Raw genomic sequence first — 16,162 nt, forward strand, 5'->3', positions numbered from 1 at the left:
CTGGAACGTCGCATGGCCGGGTTTCCCATACAACGTATCCGGGTAGAAGAGCGCTTGTTGAACGCGGCTCGCGTTCTGAACGCGCCTCGTCTGCGGGACGCGACCGGCATGTTGCACGCGGCCGGCATGTTGAATGCGGCTCGCAAACTGCGCCGGGCGGTTGTCTGCAGCCTCTTGCTGCTCGCCTTCCCCGCTTCTCCCGCCTACACCCAGTCCCCGGCCACCGGCCCCTTCATGCAGCGCGACCAGTTCCCCGTAAGAATGTTGTTCCTCGGACTGCGCCCGGAGTCCGGGCACCTTCTTCCGCGCAGATCAATCCAGTGGGCTGTTCAGTTCGACTACGCCAATACCTACGCGAGCACCTTTCCCGTGGGCGATACTCTGATCGCCGACGACTACTACCGGGCCGCGCCGGCGGACGAGTATCGGCTTTACGTGGATACGGAATCCCTGCGACTGTCGGTGGACCTGGACTGGCGGGTCGCGTCGAGGCTGCAAGTCGGCATGACACTGCCTTTCCTGAAGCACGGCGGCGGTTTTCTGGACGGCGTGATAGAGGGGTTCCACGGCGCGTTCAACCTGACCAACGGGGGCCGGGAGTGGGCTCCCAGGAACGACTATGGCGTATTCGTCGTACGGAACCGCCGTTTCTGGATCCGGAGCGTGGAGTCCACCGCCTTCCGACCGGGAGACCTCGTGTTACGGATGAAGACTCCGTTGAACCTAGGCAGAGAGGGATTCGATCTGGCCTTTGCCGGCGCCGTGAAGCTGCCCACGGGCAACCTGGAAACGCTGACCGGTAGCGGGGGATGGGATCTCCAGGCGGCGTTGTTCGCAACCTGGCGTCCTGGATGGTCGAAGCAGGACATGGTCTTTCACGTCAACCTCGCCCACAGCCGGCTGGGCAAACCGACCCAGGGCGAGGGGTTCCCCCTGCGGTCCATCACGACGCTCGTACTGGCCTTCGAATACCGGACCACGGGCCGGCTCGCGGCGCTGCTCCAGACGCTGGTCAACATCGGTCCCTTTCCCAGCAGCAGGCTGGGACCCTTGAATCGCACGGCCATCGAGGCGACCGCCGGCGTGCGGTACGCCCTGTCCGAGTCGCTGTCGCTCGATGCCGGTCTGACCGAAAACCTCAGCCAGTACCAGAACACCCCCGATGTGGGGCTGCATATCGGTATCGTATGGAGGACGCCCTAGCGGCCGCCGCGCGGGACGACGTCTATAGGCTGTACTGTGCCGGACGACGCCGTGGCGACGGTGCGAGCGGGCGTCCTGGCGGTCGGCGCATCGGGAATCTGTGAAAATCAGTAGGTATCACCATGAGAAGAAAGCACTCCCGGATACTCTTCAACTCCCACGGAAGGCTGGGTGTGATTGATCTGGATGCCTCCGTGGCCGACTTGGACGTGCGGGTCTGGTATCCGAATCCGGACACTCCGGGTATGGACAGCTGGAGTTGGGGACCCGTCTTTGAAGACCGCCGCAGGGTCATTCTGTCCGGCTACGAACCCGGCAAGGCCTGGGAAGGCAATGTGCGGGTCCATCTCTGGATATACGACCTGCAGGAAGACCGGCTGCTGGAGGAGATCGTCCTGAAGAACCGGCCCGCGCCTTTCATGGGGTGCACCCACATCCTGCCGGGCGAGGATCGCCTCGTGACGAACCCGATCATCGACGGGAAACAGCGCATCTGGACCATGGACCTGGACGGATCCGATCCACGGGAGATCACGGGCGCGGAGGACGGGTTCGTCTACTGCGTGCAGATCAGCCCGGACGGACGCAGGTTCGCCTACCATTCCACCATGCTGAAAGGCCGTGACAGCTACTGCATTTTCGTATCGGACCTGGGCGGAGGAAACCGGGTGGAAGTCGCTGGGGCGCAGGGGCACCTGTACTTCGGTCCCATGTGGTCGCCGGACGGGAAGTGGCTGATCTACCAGGACTGCCGCTATCCCGACGACCCGGGACACGACTGGTCCGATCTCTGCCTCGGCAGTCCCGACGGCCCCGATGACGCGCTTCACCGGAAGGTCACCACGGGACAGCGCCAGTGGTTCGCCACGTCCTACGGCAACCCGAACTCGCGGGGTAGCGGTTCCAACATCGCCCAGTGGACCCCGGACGGCAAAAGGGTCACCTACACCCGCGCGGAGCCCGGCTCCCGGACGGCCTGGCCCTACCAGGCGCAACTGCCGGACACCGACCACTTCAACCGGGACTACTTTCCGGAAGACGCCCGCGGCGGCACCGCCATCTGCCTCCTCGATCCCTTCACGGGGGAGGAATCGGAGTTCATTCCCTACGAACCCCTGGTGTGGAACTTCCGATCCGCCTGGTCGCGGGATGGTTCGCAGTTTGCCTTCTGCCGCGCCGAGGTGGGATCACCGAGCGGTATCTGGCTGGTCGATGCCGACGGCGGCAATGCGCGGATGCTGACGGACGGATACGAACACCTGGGTGCGGATCACCCGGTGTGGGTGGGGTAGTGCCCCTCAATCAAGTCCGAGTTGAAAAGAAGAACGATCGTTTTCGGGTACCCACTGCCCTCGAAGGATGTTTTCCGCTTCTTCCAAATCGGTCGAAATACCGTACGCACCGCCCGCTACCCCGATTCCTGGAACCAGCTGGAAAGCCTCATCGCCAGATTCAGTCGAAATCAGCGTTCCTGCTTCCGGATCACAAGAGACTATTCCACGTCGGTTGGGTATCCCGTTCATCCACGTACTGAACACCTCGTCGGGCGGTACGCACACTCCGGTGCCTTCCAACCACAGGACCAGGAGATCGAGTTGGGTGAATGAACGCGGTAACGGTCCGGAGAGTTCGGCAATGTCACGGAGAAGCAACACTGCCAGGTTTTCGAGATCTCCAAGTTCTTCAGGTATGCCACCGGACAACTGGTTGGCAGAGAGTGACATCCTTGAAAGGCTGTGCATACGCCCCAGCTCACCGGGGATATTACCTGTCAGCCGGTTACTGTAAAGCCACAACGTTCGAAGGTTCTCCAGTTGTCCGAGTTCGGGCGGTATGTCGCCCGTCAATTGGTTGTTATCCAGCCACAACGTTTGAAGGTTCTCCAACTGCCCAAGTTCAGGAGGAATGTTACCAGTAAGCCGGTTGTTGAAAAGCAACAGCCTGGTGAGGTTCTTCAGTTGACCGAGTTCGGGCGGTATGCTTCCCTCCAGTTGATTGTCGAATAACTCAAATACACGCAGGTTCTTCAGTTGCCCGAATTCCACGGGTATAGTACCTGTCAACTCGTTACCGTAGAGGAACAATCTCTCCAGGCTATCCATTTGTCCGAGTTCAGGTGGGATGTTACCCGTCAGCCGGTTCCTAGATACGGAAAACCACTCGAGGTTCTTAAGTTGACCCAGTTCAGGCGGTATGTTGCCTGTCAGGCGGTTTTCCAACAATGGAAGCGTCTCCAGGTACTTGAGTTGGCCGAGTTCGGGCGGGATGTTGCCCGTCAAGCGGTTACTGGGCAGTTCCAGTCGTGTAAGATGCTCCAGTTGTCCGAATTCGGGTGGGATGTTGCCCGTCAAGTGGTTAAACCTTAATACCAGGCTGGCCAAGCTCCTGAGCCGGGAGAGTTCGGGAGGCAGCGCCCCACGCAGGTTGTTTTCGTTCAATACCAGGGCCGTCACGTGCCCGTTGGCATCGGTGGACACACCGTACCATTCGCCGAGTGGCGCGTCACTCAGCCAGTTCGTGTTGATCGTCCAGTGCTCACCGTTCGTACTGTTGTAGAATGTGACGAGGACATTTCGTTCCGGGTTGCATTCCGTCAACCCACGCACGTTGGCGATTGAATCACGCCATTCCCGGAACGCCGCGTCCGGGGGCAAACACAGTTGCGTGCCCACATCCCACATTATGGAGAGGGTGAGATGGAGGAATGAACGGGGCAACGGACCGGAGAGGGTCCTGTTGGCGTCAACAAACAGTATGATGAGGTTTTCAAGGTTCCCCAATTCAGACGGGATGTTCCCAGTTAAGCCGTTATGGGCCAGATCGAGTTCCCGGAGGTTTACGAGTTGACCGAGTTCCGGTGGTATGTATCCCGTCAACTCGTTATTGCGCAGAACCAGCTTCCGGAGTTCTTCCAGCTTTGCGATTTCCGCCGGCAGGGAGCCTTTCAGGTTATTGTCGAACAGGTGCAGTTCCTCCACTCGTCCGTCATCGTTCAGACTCACTCCGTGCCAGTCGCGTAGTGGCAGATCGCTCAGCCAGTTCGTCTGGATGATCCAGTCCGGTCCTCCTGTTCCGTTGTACAGTGCGACCAGAGCATCCCGATCGGGGTCGGGGACCTGCACGGTAACATCGACGAATGCGGTGACACTGCCTGCCATCGCGGTAATCCGGGCGGTACCGTTCATTACTGCAGTTACATGGCCCTGCGCACTGACACTAACGGTGGCGACGCTGCTGCTGAACCAGGTTACACCTGCGTCGGTGATTGTCTGATCGTGCTGATCGAATACGGTCGCCGTAAGCTGTTCGATTTGACCTATGGCGGTGAGCGATACCGGAGACGGGGATATGGTAATGCGAGTCGGAATCGGTGTCTCCGGCTCTGTAGGACTGTCCGTGCCGCAACCGGATAGCATCAAACCACAGAGGCACAGCATCAGATACTGGAAATGACGGAGCAACAGGTTCATTGCAAACCTCCCGGAAGCGTAACCGATACCGAGATACCAGCACATCCAGATGGCAGCCGCATTGTCTGTATCCGCAATGACTATAAACGGACGTTGTTCCACGACTAACCGGGGCGAACTGTGTCGTGTATATGGGGGTTAGCTCATACCAATGCAAGAAGATAATTCAAGTACACGAATTTCAATAATTACAACAGTTTATATTTTTTACTGTTAAAGCGTGGATAGTAACCCGGCATCGAGAGGGTAACCAATGCTTCGTGCCTGAGAAGTCTGTTTATGCATGCACACTGCGGGGAGCCTGCGGGATTCGATCGGGGAGATCAAACGTGGTCGGACCGTCCGGGAATAGTAATAGATAATAGAACCGCAAAAACATATCACACGTACGTCAGCCAGCCGTGGGTATCCTCGCCCTCGCCGGTGGTGACCGCGAAGAACCGGTCCTGGATCTCCTTCGTGACCGGACCGCGGGACCCGCCGCCCACGGTGATGCGGTCTATGGACCGGACCGGCGTAACTTCCACGGCGCTGCCCACGAAGAAAACCTCGTCGGCGATGTAGAGCATTTCCCGGGGGATGTCCTGTTCGACGACCTCGAACCCGGCGTCCTGGGCGAGTGTCATGACGGAGTTGCGGGTGATGCCGCCGAGGACCGAGGCCGCCAGGCTGTTGGTGATGACCCGGTCTTCCTTCACGACGAAGATGTTCTCGCCGCTTCCTTCGCTGATCAGGCCGTCGGTGTTCAGCGCGATGCCCTCGCTGTACCCGTTCTCGATGGCCTCCATGCGGATCAACTGGGAATTGAGGTAGTTCCCGCCGGCCTTGGACAGGGCGGGGTGGGTATTCGGCGCGGGACGGGTCCAGGAGGAGATGCACACGTCCACGCCGTTTTCGAGTACGTCGTCGCCGAGATAGGCGCCCCAGTCCCATGTCCCGATGGCGACTTCCACGGGGCATCCCAGGGGGTCGACGCTAAGCAGGCCGTACCCGCGGTATACGACGGGTCGGACGTAACAGGAAGCGTGCTTGTTGGACCGGATGGTCTCCAGGACGGCCTCGCTGATTTCCGCTGGGGAGTAGGGGATTTCAACCCGGTAGATCTTGCAGGAGTCGAAGAGCCTGTCCACGTGCTCTTGGAGCCGGAACACCGCGGAGCCCTGATTCGTCTTATAGCAGCGCATGCCTTCGAAGAAACTCGAACCGTAATGCACCACGTGAGAAAGCACGTGGAGCTTCGCGTCTTGCCAGGGTACCAGCTTCCCATTGAACCAGATGTATTCGGCCTCCGGCAGGGTGGCCATCGAGGTCTCCTTTCTGCGGTTCGATCTGCGCCGACAATCTGGCGCAAACTAGGGGGCTAACCCCCCGTTGTCAAGGGCAAAAGGCTTGACACCCTCTTCGCGAATCCCCTAGCTTACGCCATGACGAAATCGGACCATGACACAGTATTCATGCGCCAGGCGCTGGACCTCGCGGCGCGGGGAATAGGGCGTACCAGTCCCAATCCCATGGTGGGTTCCGTGGTCGTCCGCGACGGCGTCGTCCTGGGCGAGGGTTATTACCGGGAGTACGGCGGGCCGCACGCCGAACCGCAGGCCCTCGAGGAGGCCGGCGGCCGCGCCCAGGGCGCCGTGCTGTACGTTACCCTGGAGCCCTGCTGCCACCAGGGCAGTACGCCGCCGTGCACGGACGCGATCATCGCATCGGGCATCGCCCACGTCCACGTCGCCATGTCCGATCCGGACCGGCGCGTCTCAGGCAAGGGGATCGAGCGGCTGCGCACCGCCGGCATGACCGTGGAGACGGGCCTGCTGGAAGCGGAAGCGCGGGAACTGAACGCGGCCTACGTGCGCCACCGCGAAACGGGCCAATCCTTCGTGCTGCTCAAGCTCGCCCAGACGCTGGACGGCCGCATCGCCACGCGGAACGGCCATTCGAAGTGGATCACCGGGGAGGCGGCCAGAAAGAGGGTACACCTGATGCGCAGCCGGGCGGACGCCGTGCTGGTGGGTATCGACACCGTACTGGCGGACGACCCGCGGCTCACCGTCCGGCACGTGGACGGCCGCCAGCCCCGTCGCGTCGTGCTCGACAGCCGGGCCCGCACTCCGCTGGACGCTCGGGTATTGAACGGAGAAGCGCCGGCGACGGTGTGCGTTACGGAGGCCGCACCCGCGGATCGGATTGACGGACTGAAAGATGCCGGCGCCGAAGTGTTGGTATTGCCTGGCGGGGACGGATCCATTCCAATAGACCCGCTCAAGTCGGCGCTTGGCCAGGCCGGTATCGTGACCCTCATGGTGGAAGGCGGCAGCCGCGTGGCCGCTTCCTTCCTGCGGGAGCGCGCCGTCGACCGGATCGCCTGCTTCGTCGCGCCGCGCATCCTGGGCGCGGGGATCCCATCGATCGCCGACCTGGCACTGGACGACCTTTCGAAGGCGATTCAACTGAACGATACGAAAGTGGAGCAACTGGACGACGACCTACTCGTCACGGGCACGCCGGGGTATGCTTGAAGAGGTTGTGAGCAGCCGGCAGCCGCGCATGAAGAGGTTCTGGGCAGTTGGCCGCCGCGCCTGTGGAGGTCATCGGCGCTGGCAGGCACGTAGCATGAAACTGGCACGGAATATCAATCTGGCACGGAGTATGAACCATGTTCACGGGCATCATTGAAACCACGGGCGTTGTCCGGTCGCTGGAACTCGGCGCGAGCGAAAACGCCGCAAGCGAGAACGAGGGCACGGGCGGATGCGCCGATGGCGACGCCGCGGGCGAAAGCTTGGACGTAGACGAGAAGGCGGGCGAGAATACGTGCGGACTCAGGCTGACCGTGGATGCGCCGGCTATGGCGCCGGAATTCCAGCAGGGCGCCAGCGTCGCCGTCAATGGCGTCTGCCTGACCGTCGTAGACACCGCAGGCGAGGCGTTTACCGTGGAAATCGTACCCGAAACGGTCTCCCGGACGACCTTCGGAAGCCTGAAGGCCGGGCACCGGGTCAACCTGGAGCGTCCGCTGCGTCTTTCGGACCGGATAGACGGCCACCTGGTCCAGGGACACGTGGACGGCGTGGGACGCATCGCGGTGCGGGAAGAACGGGGCAACAGCCTGTGGTACGAGGTGGAAATCCCGGACGATCTGACGCCCTTCGTCATCGAAAAAGGGTCCATCGCACTGGATGGAATAAGCTTGACAATCGCCGGTCTGACGGGTAGTTTGGCCGCCGTATCGATCATCCCGCACACCGCGTCGATTACGACGTTCGGCGGCAGGCAGATCGGTGACGAGGTGAACATAGAAGTGGACATGATTGGCCGGTACGTCGCGTCCCTTATGCATGTCGGCAGCGATTCGGGCGGAGGAGCGCACCCGGGTCCGTCACCCATCACCGAATCCTGGTTGAAAGAGCGCATGTAGCGTCGGCAAGACCCGGAGGCGGTACGAGTACAGACCGGGGTCCGCCGAGACCGGGCGACCGAAAAATACGGTTATTGAGCATGTCGTCCCCCTATTGTTCCATCCCGGAGGCGGTCGAGGAGATCAAGTCCGGGCGCATACTGATTGTCATCGACGACGAAGACCGCGAGAACGAAGGCGATTTCATCATGGCCGCCGAAAGAACGACACCGGCGGCCATCAATTTCATGGCCCGGTACGGCCGTGGACTGATTTGCCTTCCGACCACGCGCGAACGCCTGGATGAACTGAAAGTGCCCGCCATGGTCGGCGAAGAGGTCAATACGGCGTTGCACAGCACGCGCTTCACCGTATCCGTCGATGCCGTTAATGGTACGACGTCGGGCATTTCGGCGGCGGACCGCGCCGAGACGGTCCAGGTGTTCGTCCGTCCGGAAAGCAGGCCCGACGACCTGGCGCGCCCGGGCCACATCTTTCCGCTGCAGGCCTTCGACGGCGGCGTGTTGCGCCGGGCCGGACACACAGAGGCCACGGTCGACCTGGTGAAGCTGGCCGGTCTCTTTCCCGCCGGCGTGCTCTGCGAGATCATGGACGACGACGGGTCCATGGCCCGCCTGCCCCGGCTGGTCGAGATCGCGAACGACCACGGCCTGAAGATCATTACGATCAAGGACCTGATCGAGTACCGCCGGCGCAGTGAGAAACTTGTCAGGCGGGTGGTCACGACGACCATCCCCAGCAGGCACGGGGAATTCGAGTCCCACCTTTACGAGGACCAGTTGACGGGCGACCACCACGTCGCCCTGGTCAAGGGCAACGTGGACGGCGAGGCGAACGTGCTCGTCCGCGTGCACTCCCAGTGTCTCACGGGGGACGTTTTCGGGTCCATGCGATGCGATTGCGGCGACCAGCTGCAGCAGGCGCTCAAGCGCATCAGCGACGAAGGCAGCGGCGTGCTCCTGTACATGCGCCAGGAGGGACGGGGCATCGGGCTGGCCAACAAGCTCAGGGCCTACGCCCTCCAGGACCAGGGCCATGACACGGTGGAGGCGAACCAGGCGCTCGGCCTGCCCGTGGACGCGCGCGACTACGGGATCGGTTCCCAGATCCTGGCGGACCTGGGCCTGACCACGATCCGGATCATGACCAACAACCCGTCGAAACGGTTCGGGATCGAGGGGTACGGGCTCGACGTGACCGAACGCGTCCCGCTGCAGACCTCGCCGAACCGGTACAACGTGGGATATCTCAAGACCAAGCGCGGCAAGCTGGGCCATCTGCTCGACCTCGAAGAACCACTGGACGACGTTGGATTCGACAGCCTGCTTTAAGGAGTGCCTGCGTGACGAGAACCATTGAAGGCAGCGTGGAGAGCGGAGGAGACGACCGGTACGGCATCGTGGCCGGCCGTTTCAACGGATTCATCACCGAGTCCCTGCTGAAAGGCGCACTGGACGGGCTTCGCCGCCACGGGGCGGATGAAGACCGGATCGACGTGGTCTGGGTACCGGGTGCTTTCGAGATCCCGCTGGTGGCCCGGAACATGGCGGCAAGCGGGCGTTATGGCGCCGTGATCTGCCTGGGATGCGTCATTCGCGGAGCCACCCCCCACTTCGACTACGTAGCCGGAGAAGCCGCCAACGGGATTGCCGCCGCGTCCCGGGACACCGGGGTGCCGGTGATCTTCGGCGTGCTGACCACTGAGAACCTCGAACAGGCCATCGAACGGGCGGGTACGAAGGCGGGCAACCGGGGTTGGGACGCCGCGCTGGCCGCCTTGGAAATGGCGGACGTGATGCGCAAGTTGGGAGGACCAGGCGGACCAGGCGGACCAGGCGGACCAGGCGGACCAGGCGGACCGGGCGGACCAAGCCGTCCGGGGGACCCCGAGTGAACGTACGCGCGGGGGAGCGTCGCCTGGGCCGTGAACTGGCGCTGCAGTCGCTCTATCTCGCCGAACAGACCGGGGGGGATCCCGGCAAGGCCCTTCCCGGGCTGCCCGGTTGGTCCCTGGCGTCCGAGCACTCCCGGCGTTTCGCCGAGGCGCTGATTGATCAACTGCTGCAGCACGAAGAGATCGTGAACGGCCACATCACCGCGGTGGTACGGCACTGGGACCGGGACCGCGTGGCCCGCATCGACGACTGCATCCTCCGGCTGGGCGCTTGCGAGCTCATCGCTTTCCTCGATATACCGACGGCAGTATCCATCAACGAAGCGATCGAACTGGCCAAGAAGTACAGCACGGAACAGTCCGGCGGGTTCGTCAACGGCGTCCTGGACGCCGTGGCCGCGAGACATCTCACGGCGGCAGACCAGGTCTGATCCCGCCCGATCGGCTTGCCGGCGCATACACAGGGAATGAACCTCGACGTGCGATACGGCCTTCTGTCCGACATTCATGGTAACCTGGAGGCGCTGGATGCCGTACTCGAAGCAATGGCCGGTGAGCGTATCGGCCATTACCTTTGCCTGGGCGACATCGTTGGATACGGCGCCAGTCCCAATGCGTGTCTCGACCGCATTACCGGACTGACGACGGACGTGATCGCGGGCAATCACGACCATGCCGCGATCGGGAAGCTGGATATCTCCACGTTCAACCCTTATGCGGCGGAAGCGGCGCTGTGGACGCGGCGGCAGCTTACGCCCGACGGCCGGCGCTACCTGGGAGGGTTGCCCTATGTCCGGCGGATCGAGGATCTTTTTATCGTCCACGCGAGTCCGGACCGTCCGGAGGAGTGGATCTACCTGACTTCGCCCTGGCAGGCGGACGAAGCCTTCGAGGCGATGCCCGCCGGTGTTACGCTTTGCGCACTGGGCCACACGCACGCGCCGATGATATTCGAGAAGCGGAACGCGGAAGACCGCAGCAGACAGATCCCGCCGTCCGCGCTTGAACTGGCATCAGCGCGCAGATACATCGTGAATGTGGGCAGCGTGGGCCAGCCGCGGGACGGGGATCCCCGGGCGGCGTACTGCGTATACGATACGGAGATGAAGCAGATCGAGATAAAGCGGGTTCCCTACGACCTGGAATCCGCGCAACGGAAGATTCGCAAGGCCGGCCTGCCGGATCTGCTCGCGGAGCGGCTTGAATTCGGCCGGTGACTGAGGATTTCGAAGACATGGTTGCTTATCGCGTTGTTTCCATGACCGGCATGGCGGTGGCTTTCGTCGTATCGCTTGCCGTGTACACCAAGACCATCGCGCCCACGGTGCCTTTCTGGGACGGCGGCGAATTCATCGCGGCATCCTATATCCTGGGCATACCCCATCCGCCGGGCTCCCCGCTCTACATTCTGATCGGCCGGCTCTTCACCGTACTGCCCGACCTGGGCCTGGGCATCGCCTGGCTGGTGAATTTCTCCTCCTGCCTCTTCAGCGCGCTCACGGTGACGGCCGTTTACCTGGTCATCGTGAAGGCGGTTACGCTCAACCGGGACCGGGACGGGCTGTCCCTCTACGAAAGCCTGGCCGTCTGCTGCAGCGCGTTGACGGGCGGGCTGCTGCTGGCCTTCTCCGATACGTTCTGGTTCAACGCGGTGGAAGCCGAAACCTACGCGCTCTCCATGCTGTGCATGACGGCCTGTACCTGGCTGATGCTGCACTGGATCGAACGGCACGAGCAAAGCGGCAGCGAGCGTTATCTCTTCCTGGTCGGTTACCTGGCCTTTCTCGGCATCGCCGTGCACATGTTCACCATGCTGATTCTGCCGGCCGCGTTCCTCTGCGTGGTCTTCACGGACCGGGTCATCCGTTCGAACCGGAAGCTGGTGCTGCTTTGCGCGGCCATGGGCCTGATCCTGTTCAGCGTCGTGGCTTCCATCGACGTGTTTTTCGTCACAGTACCCCTCGCCATCGCCGGACTGGTCCTCACCAGGGGGCGGCTGCCGTGGGGTTACCTGGCGCTGCTGTGCATCTTCGCCGTCGCCGTGATGTTCTTCGGCATGGAGGGCGTGGGCGCATACAACGGACTCCCGCTGATCGTGATCGGCGGATTCGAGGCCACCTTCGGCACGGTGATGTTCAGCCTGGCGCTGGTGAGCGCGGCCCTCGCCCTGGTCTCGGCCACGGCCGACGATCCCGGGCGCTACAAGTGGCCGTTCTGGACGGTAGTGCTCTTTCTCGCCGTACTGGGCTATTCCGTGAATTTCTACGTGCCGATCCGGGCGGCCCAGCAGCCCATCATCAACGAAAACGATCCGTCGACCTGGCAAAATTTCGAGGGATTCCTGGAACGCAAGCAATACGGCCAGGAAAGCATGTTCGAATCGATGCTCAACAGAAAGGGCACCTGGTCCTCCCAGTTCGGAAACGGTGAAAACATGGGGTTCTGGCGGTTCTTTTCCCGGCAGTTCAGCGCCCCGTCCTTTCCCTTCTGGCTCTTTCCCGTCCTGCTGGTCGCCCTGGGCATCATCTCCCAGGCGGAGAGGGACCGGCGCAGCATAGTTTTCCTGGGCGCCATGCTGCTGATCTGCAGCGTCGGGCTCATCCTCTACATGAACTTTTCGGACGGTTCGCGGGGCATACAGCGGGAGGTCCGCATCCGGGACTATTTCTATACCCCCGCTTTCGTATTCGCCGCGGTGCTGATGGGTATCGGCGTCCGGTCGCTGCTGAACCAGGTCGGCGTCTGGCTGGGCCGGCTGCGGTTGCCCGCGGAGAAGGGAACGGCCGGCATCGCCGTGCTGATGACCGCACTGCCCCTGGTCCCCTTCGCCTATCATTACGAGTCCCACTCCCGGGAAGGCAACTACATACCCTACGACTACGCCTACAACATGCTGCAGTCCTGCGACGAGAACGGTCTCATCTTCACGAACGGCGACAACGACACCTTCACGCTCTGGTTCCTCCAGGAGGTGGAAGGCCTCCGAAAGGACGTGCGGGTGATCAATCTAAGTCTCCTCAACACGAACTGGTACATCAAGCAACTGAAGCACATGGAACCGAAGGTGCCCATCGCCCTGGCCGACGAGACCATCGACCTGCTGAACATCCAGGCCTGGGAGGAAAGGGAGGTGCATCACGCGGGCATTACGTGGACCGTGCCCCCGGCCGGCACGCTGGGAGAGGACATCGGATATCTCAGGGTCCAGGACCTGATGATCCTGCACATCCTGGAGCAGAACAACTGGGAAAGACCCGTCTATTTCGCCGTGACCGTCTCGCCGGGGAACGACGTGGGCCTGGACGACTTCATGCAACTGGAAGGCATGGTCTGGCAGGTCCTCCCGGATCCCGACCCGGACCTGATGGACGTGGAGCGGACCCGGCACAACCTTTGGAACGTCTACCAGTACCGCGGCATAGCGGATCCGGAGGTCTACAAGGATCCGCAGGTCCGCACCCTCCTGCGGAACTACACCGTGTCCTTCCATCAACTGGCGCTGAACCAGTGGAGACGGGGCCGCCCGGACCAGGCCATCGAGTCCATCGAGAAGTACCTGGAGTACGACATCACGAACGGCGCGCTTGAACGGCTCATGCTCATCCAATTCAACGCCGACCAGGGCGAGTTTGCCGCCGTCGAGGACCTTGCGTCGGAACTGGCCGGGGAATTCAGCACTTTCGACGGGTATACCATCCTGAGTCAGTCCCTGCGGAGACTGGGCCGCGTGGCGGAGGCCGCCGAACTGCTGGAACGGGGTGTTTCGGCCCATCCCGAATACACCACGGGATACGATCAACTCGTGAATCTCTATTTCCGGATGGATGATTCGGACCGGATGCTTGAAACGCTGGAAAGGTGGCAGCGGATCGCTCCGGCGGATACGGTCGTACAGGACATGATCGAGGATCTCAAGGAAGCCGGCGATGAGCGCGGACCCTAGGCGCGGCGATTCGAGCGTTCCCTGAGGCCGGGCCGCGTCCCGGGTCCTGATTTCCCTGAGGCCGGGCCGCCCGCCGGTTCAGTCCAATGCGCATTCTGGTCATAAACTGGAGGGATATCCGCAACCCGGAAGCGGGCGGCGCCGAAGTGCATCTGCACGAGACTTTCTCGAGGATCGCCGCATGGGGGCACGAGGTCACCCTGCTCTGCAGCCGGTTCCCCGGCGCGGCGGGTTCCGAGCAGATTGACGGTATCGACGTCATCCGTCACGGCGGGAAATGGACGTTCAACCTGACCGCGCCCTGGTACTATCGAAAGCGCCTGGCTCACCGGCCCTTCGACGTCGTCATCGAAGACATCAACAAGATCCCGGCACTGATGCCCTGGTTTCTAAACGGCCCCCCGCTGATGGTCCTGCTGCACCATCTCTTCGGGACCACGTTCTACCGGGAAATCAACCCGGTGCTCGCGACCTACCTGTACTTCATGGAACGGCTGATTCCCCGGGTGTACCGCCGTTGCCTCTTCGAAGCGGTCTCCGAAAGCACCCGGGACGAACTCGTCAGGATGGGGGTCGCGGCGGACCGGATCAGCGTCGTGCACAACGGGTTGGCCCCCCGGTTTCTGGACGCCGGGAACATCGGTGTGCCGGCCGCCCCGGACCGCAAGGAGGCGCCTGCCGCTTCGGACCGGAAGGAACCCGGCCTGGTCATATACCTCGGCCGCCTCAAGAAGTACAAGAACGTGGACCACCTGATCCAGGCCATGGCTTTTGTCCGCGAAGAGGTTCCTGGTGCGCGCCTGGTGATCGTGGGCACGGGCGACCGGCGCCGCGCGCTCGAAGCATTTACGCGGTCCATGGGCCTGGACGAGGCGGTGCGTTTCACGGGTTTCGTTTCCGAGGAAGAAAAACTGCGCCTGCTGACCCGCGCCGAAGTGGCGGCCTATCCCTCGAGCAAGGAAGGGTGGGGCATCACCGTGATCGAGGCCAATGCCTGCGGCGTGCCGGTCGTGGCGACCCGGGTGCCCGGGCTTCGCGACGCCGTGGTCGACGGGGAGACGGGCGTGCTGGTCCCGCTCGGGGACCGGAAGGCCATGGCGCGCGCGTTGATCGACCTGCTGCGCGACCGGGAAAAGCGTGAACGGCTCGCGGGGAACGCCGTAGCGAGGAGCAGGCGTTATACCTGGGAGAACACGGCACGGCAGACGCTGCGGGTGATCCGGCGTTCCATGGGGGAAGGCACCGATGCCGCGTGACGAACCGGCGACAGCGGAAGACAGGGAGGAGAAGATGGACATCACCGTCGTGATTCCCCTGTACAACGAGGCGGAGAGCCTGCGGGAGCTCCACGAGCAGATCGTGACGGCCCTCGAGGCGTCGGGGAAGTCCTTCGAGGTGCTTTTTATCGACGACGGAAGCCGGGATGGATCCTTCGAAGCCATACGCCGGCTCCGGGATAGCGACGACCGGGTGAGGGCCATCCGGTTCCGCCGCAACTACGGGAAGTCCGCGGCGCTGGCCGTCGGCTTCGAAGCGAGTCGTGGCGAGGTCGTCGTGACCATGGACGCAGACCTGCAGGACGATCCCGCGGAAGTGCCCGCCATGGTCGATCTGCTGGAGGAGGGCTTCGACCTGGTGTCCGGCTGGAAGAAATCGCGGAAGGACCCGCTGTCCAAGCGCATCCCGTCGAAGCTGTTCAACCGGGTCACGGGGATCGTCAGCGGCCTGCGGCTGCACGATTTCAACTGCGGGCTGAAAGCCTACCGCCGGGCGGTCGTGGAGACCATTCCCGTCTACGGCGAACTCCACCGCTACCTGCCGGTGCTGGCGCACTGGGCCGGTTTTCGCGTGACGGAAACGCCGGTGCTGCATCATCCCAGGAAGCACGGCCAAAGCAAGTTCGGCCTGGGACGGTTCACCCACGGCTTCTTCGACCTGCTGACCGTGTATTTCGTGTCGAATTACACCCGGCGGCCGCTCCACCTGTTCGGTTCCTTCGGCCTGTTGTCCTTCGCCGTCGGCGTGGGTATCGCGCTCTACCTGACCTGGCTCTGGCTGACCGGCGTCGGTATCGGGACCCGTCCCCTGTTGCTGTTCTCCGTATTCCTCATGGTCCTCGGCATCCAGCTGGTCTCCATGGGGCTGATTGCCGAAATGATCGCCCACCAGGCCCGCCGCACGGAAGACTACGCCGTCCGGGAACGGCTGGGGTGAGGCCGCGTGTACAATCCGGT

At 62.5% G+C, this 16,162-nt stretch carries 13 protein-coding genes; 11 read left to right on the plus strand and 2 right to left on the minus strand.

Annotated features, from left to right (window positions below):
- Nucleotides 1-12 precede the first annotated feature (12 nt).
- On the plus strand, nucleotides 13-1,203 hold the full coding sequence (locus tag F4Y38_02810; protein MXY48211.1) for a DUF3187 family protein: 1,191 nt from the start codon (nucleotides 13-15) through the stop codon (nucleotides 1,201-1,203).
- Nucleotides 1,204-1,325: 122 nt separating this feature from the next.
- A complete protein-coding gene (locus F4Y38_02815; protein MXY48212.1) occupies nucleotides 1,326-2,495 on the plus strand; it encodes a serine/threonine protein kinase in 1,170 nt (389 codons plus the stop codon).
- A gap of 6 nt (nucleotides 2,496-2,501) precedes the next feature.
- On the opposite strand, the gene F4Y38_02820 is transcribed toward F4Y38_02815, so the two are convergent.
- Nucleotides 2,502-4,775: a hypothetical protein gene (locus F4Y38_02820; GenBank protein MXY48213.1), complete on the minus strand. Its 2,274-nt coding sequence runs from the start codon at nucleotides 4,773-4,775 to the stop codon at nucleotides 2,502-2,504.
- A 278-nt stretch (nucleotides 4,776-5,053) separates the two neighbouring features.
- A complete protein-coding gene (locus F4Y38_02825) occupies nucleotides 5,054-5,977 on the minus strand; it encodes a branched-chain amino acid transaminase (protein MXY48214.1) in 924 nt (307 codons plus the stop codon).
- Nucleotides 5,978-6,097: 120 nt separating this feature from the next.
- On the opposite strand from F4Y38_02825, the gene ribD reads away from it, so the two are divergent.
- From ribD to F4Y38_02870, 9 genes are all read left to right on the plus strand, one after another.
- Nucleotides 6,098-7,192, plus strand: a complete 1,095-nt coding sequence (gene ribD, locus F4Y38_02830; protein MXY48215.1) for a bifunctional diaminohydroxyphosphoribosylaminopyrimidine deaminase/5-amino-6-(5-phosphoribosylamino)uracil reductase RibD — start codon at nucleotides 6,098-6,100, stop codon at nucleotides 7,190-7,192.
- 137 nt (nucleotides 7,193-7,329) lie between these two features.
- Entirely contained in the window at nucleotides 7,330-8,091 is a 762-nt protein-coding gene (locus tag F4Y38_02835; protein ID MXY48216.1) for a riboflavin synthase, read from the plus strand.
- An 80-nt stretch (nucleotides 8,092-8,171) separates the two neighbouring features.
- Nucleotides 8,172-9,422, plus strand: a complete 1,251-nt coding sequence (locus F4Y38_02840; protein ID MXY48217.1) for a bifunctional 3,4-dihydroxy-2-butanone-4-phosphate synthase/GTP cyclohydrolase II — start codon at nucleotides 8,172-8,174, stop codon at nucleotides 9,420-9,422.
- A gap of 11 nt (nucleotides 9,423-9,433) precedes the next feature.
- Nucleotides 9,434-9,985: a 6,7-dimethyl-8-ribityllumazine synthase gene (locus tag F4Y38_02845; protein MXY48218.1), complete on the plus strand. Its 552-nt coding sequence runs from the start codon at nucleotides 9,434-9,436 to the stop codon at nucleotides 9,983-9,985.
- The gene (nusB, locus tag F4Y38_02850; GenBank protein MXY48219.1) at nucleotides 9,982-10,416 is read left to right on the plus strand and encodes a transcription antitermination factor NusB; all 435 of its coding nucleotides are present in this window, start codon (nucleotides 9,982-9,984) and stop codon (nucleotides 10,414-10,416) included. Before F4Y38_02845 ends, nusB begins: the two co-directional genes overlap by 4 nt.
- A gap of 36 nt (nucleotides 10,417-10,452) precedes the next feature.
- Nucleotides 10,453-11,202, plus strand: a complete 750-nt coding sequence (locus F4Y38_02855) for a metallophosphoesterase family protein (GenBank protein ID MXY48220.1) — start codon at nucleotides 10,453-10,455, stop codon at nucleotides 11,200-11,202.
- Between the two features lie 17 nt (nucleotides 11,203-11,219).
- Complete coding sequence (locus F4Y38_02860; protein ID MXY48221.1) at nucleotides 11,220-13,928, plus strand: DUF2723 domain-containing protein; 2,709 nt, start codon at nucleotides 11,220-11,222, stop codon at nucleotides 13,926-13,928.
- An 86-nt stretch (nucleotides 13,929-14,014) separates the two neighbouring features.
- A complete protein-coding gene (locus F4Y38_02865) occupies nucleotides 14,015-15,184 on the plus strand; it encodes a glycosyltransferase family 4 protein (GenBank protein ID MXY48222.1) in 1,170 nt (389 codons plus the stop codon).
- A 34-nt stretch (nucleotides 15,185-15,218) separates the two neighbouring features.
- Nucleotides 15,219-16,142: a glycosyltransferase family 2 protein gene (locus F4Y38_02870; protein MXY48223.1), complete on the plus strand. Its 924-nt coding sequence runs from the start codon at nucleotides 15,219-15,221 to the stop codon at nucleotides 16,140-16,142.
- Nucleotides 16,143-16,162: the final 20 nt, after the last annotated feature.

The organism is Gemmatimonadota bacterium, assembly GCA_009838645.1.
Taxonomy (GTDB): Bacteria; JAAXHH01; JAAXHH01; order JAAXHH01; family JAAXHH01; genus JAAXHH01.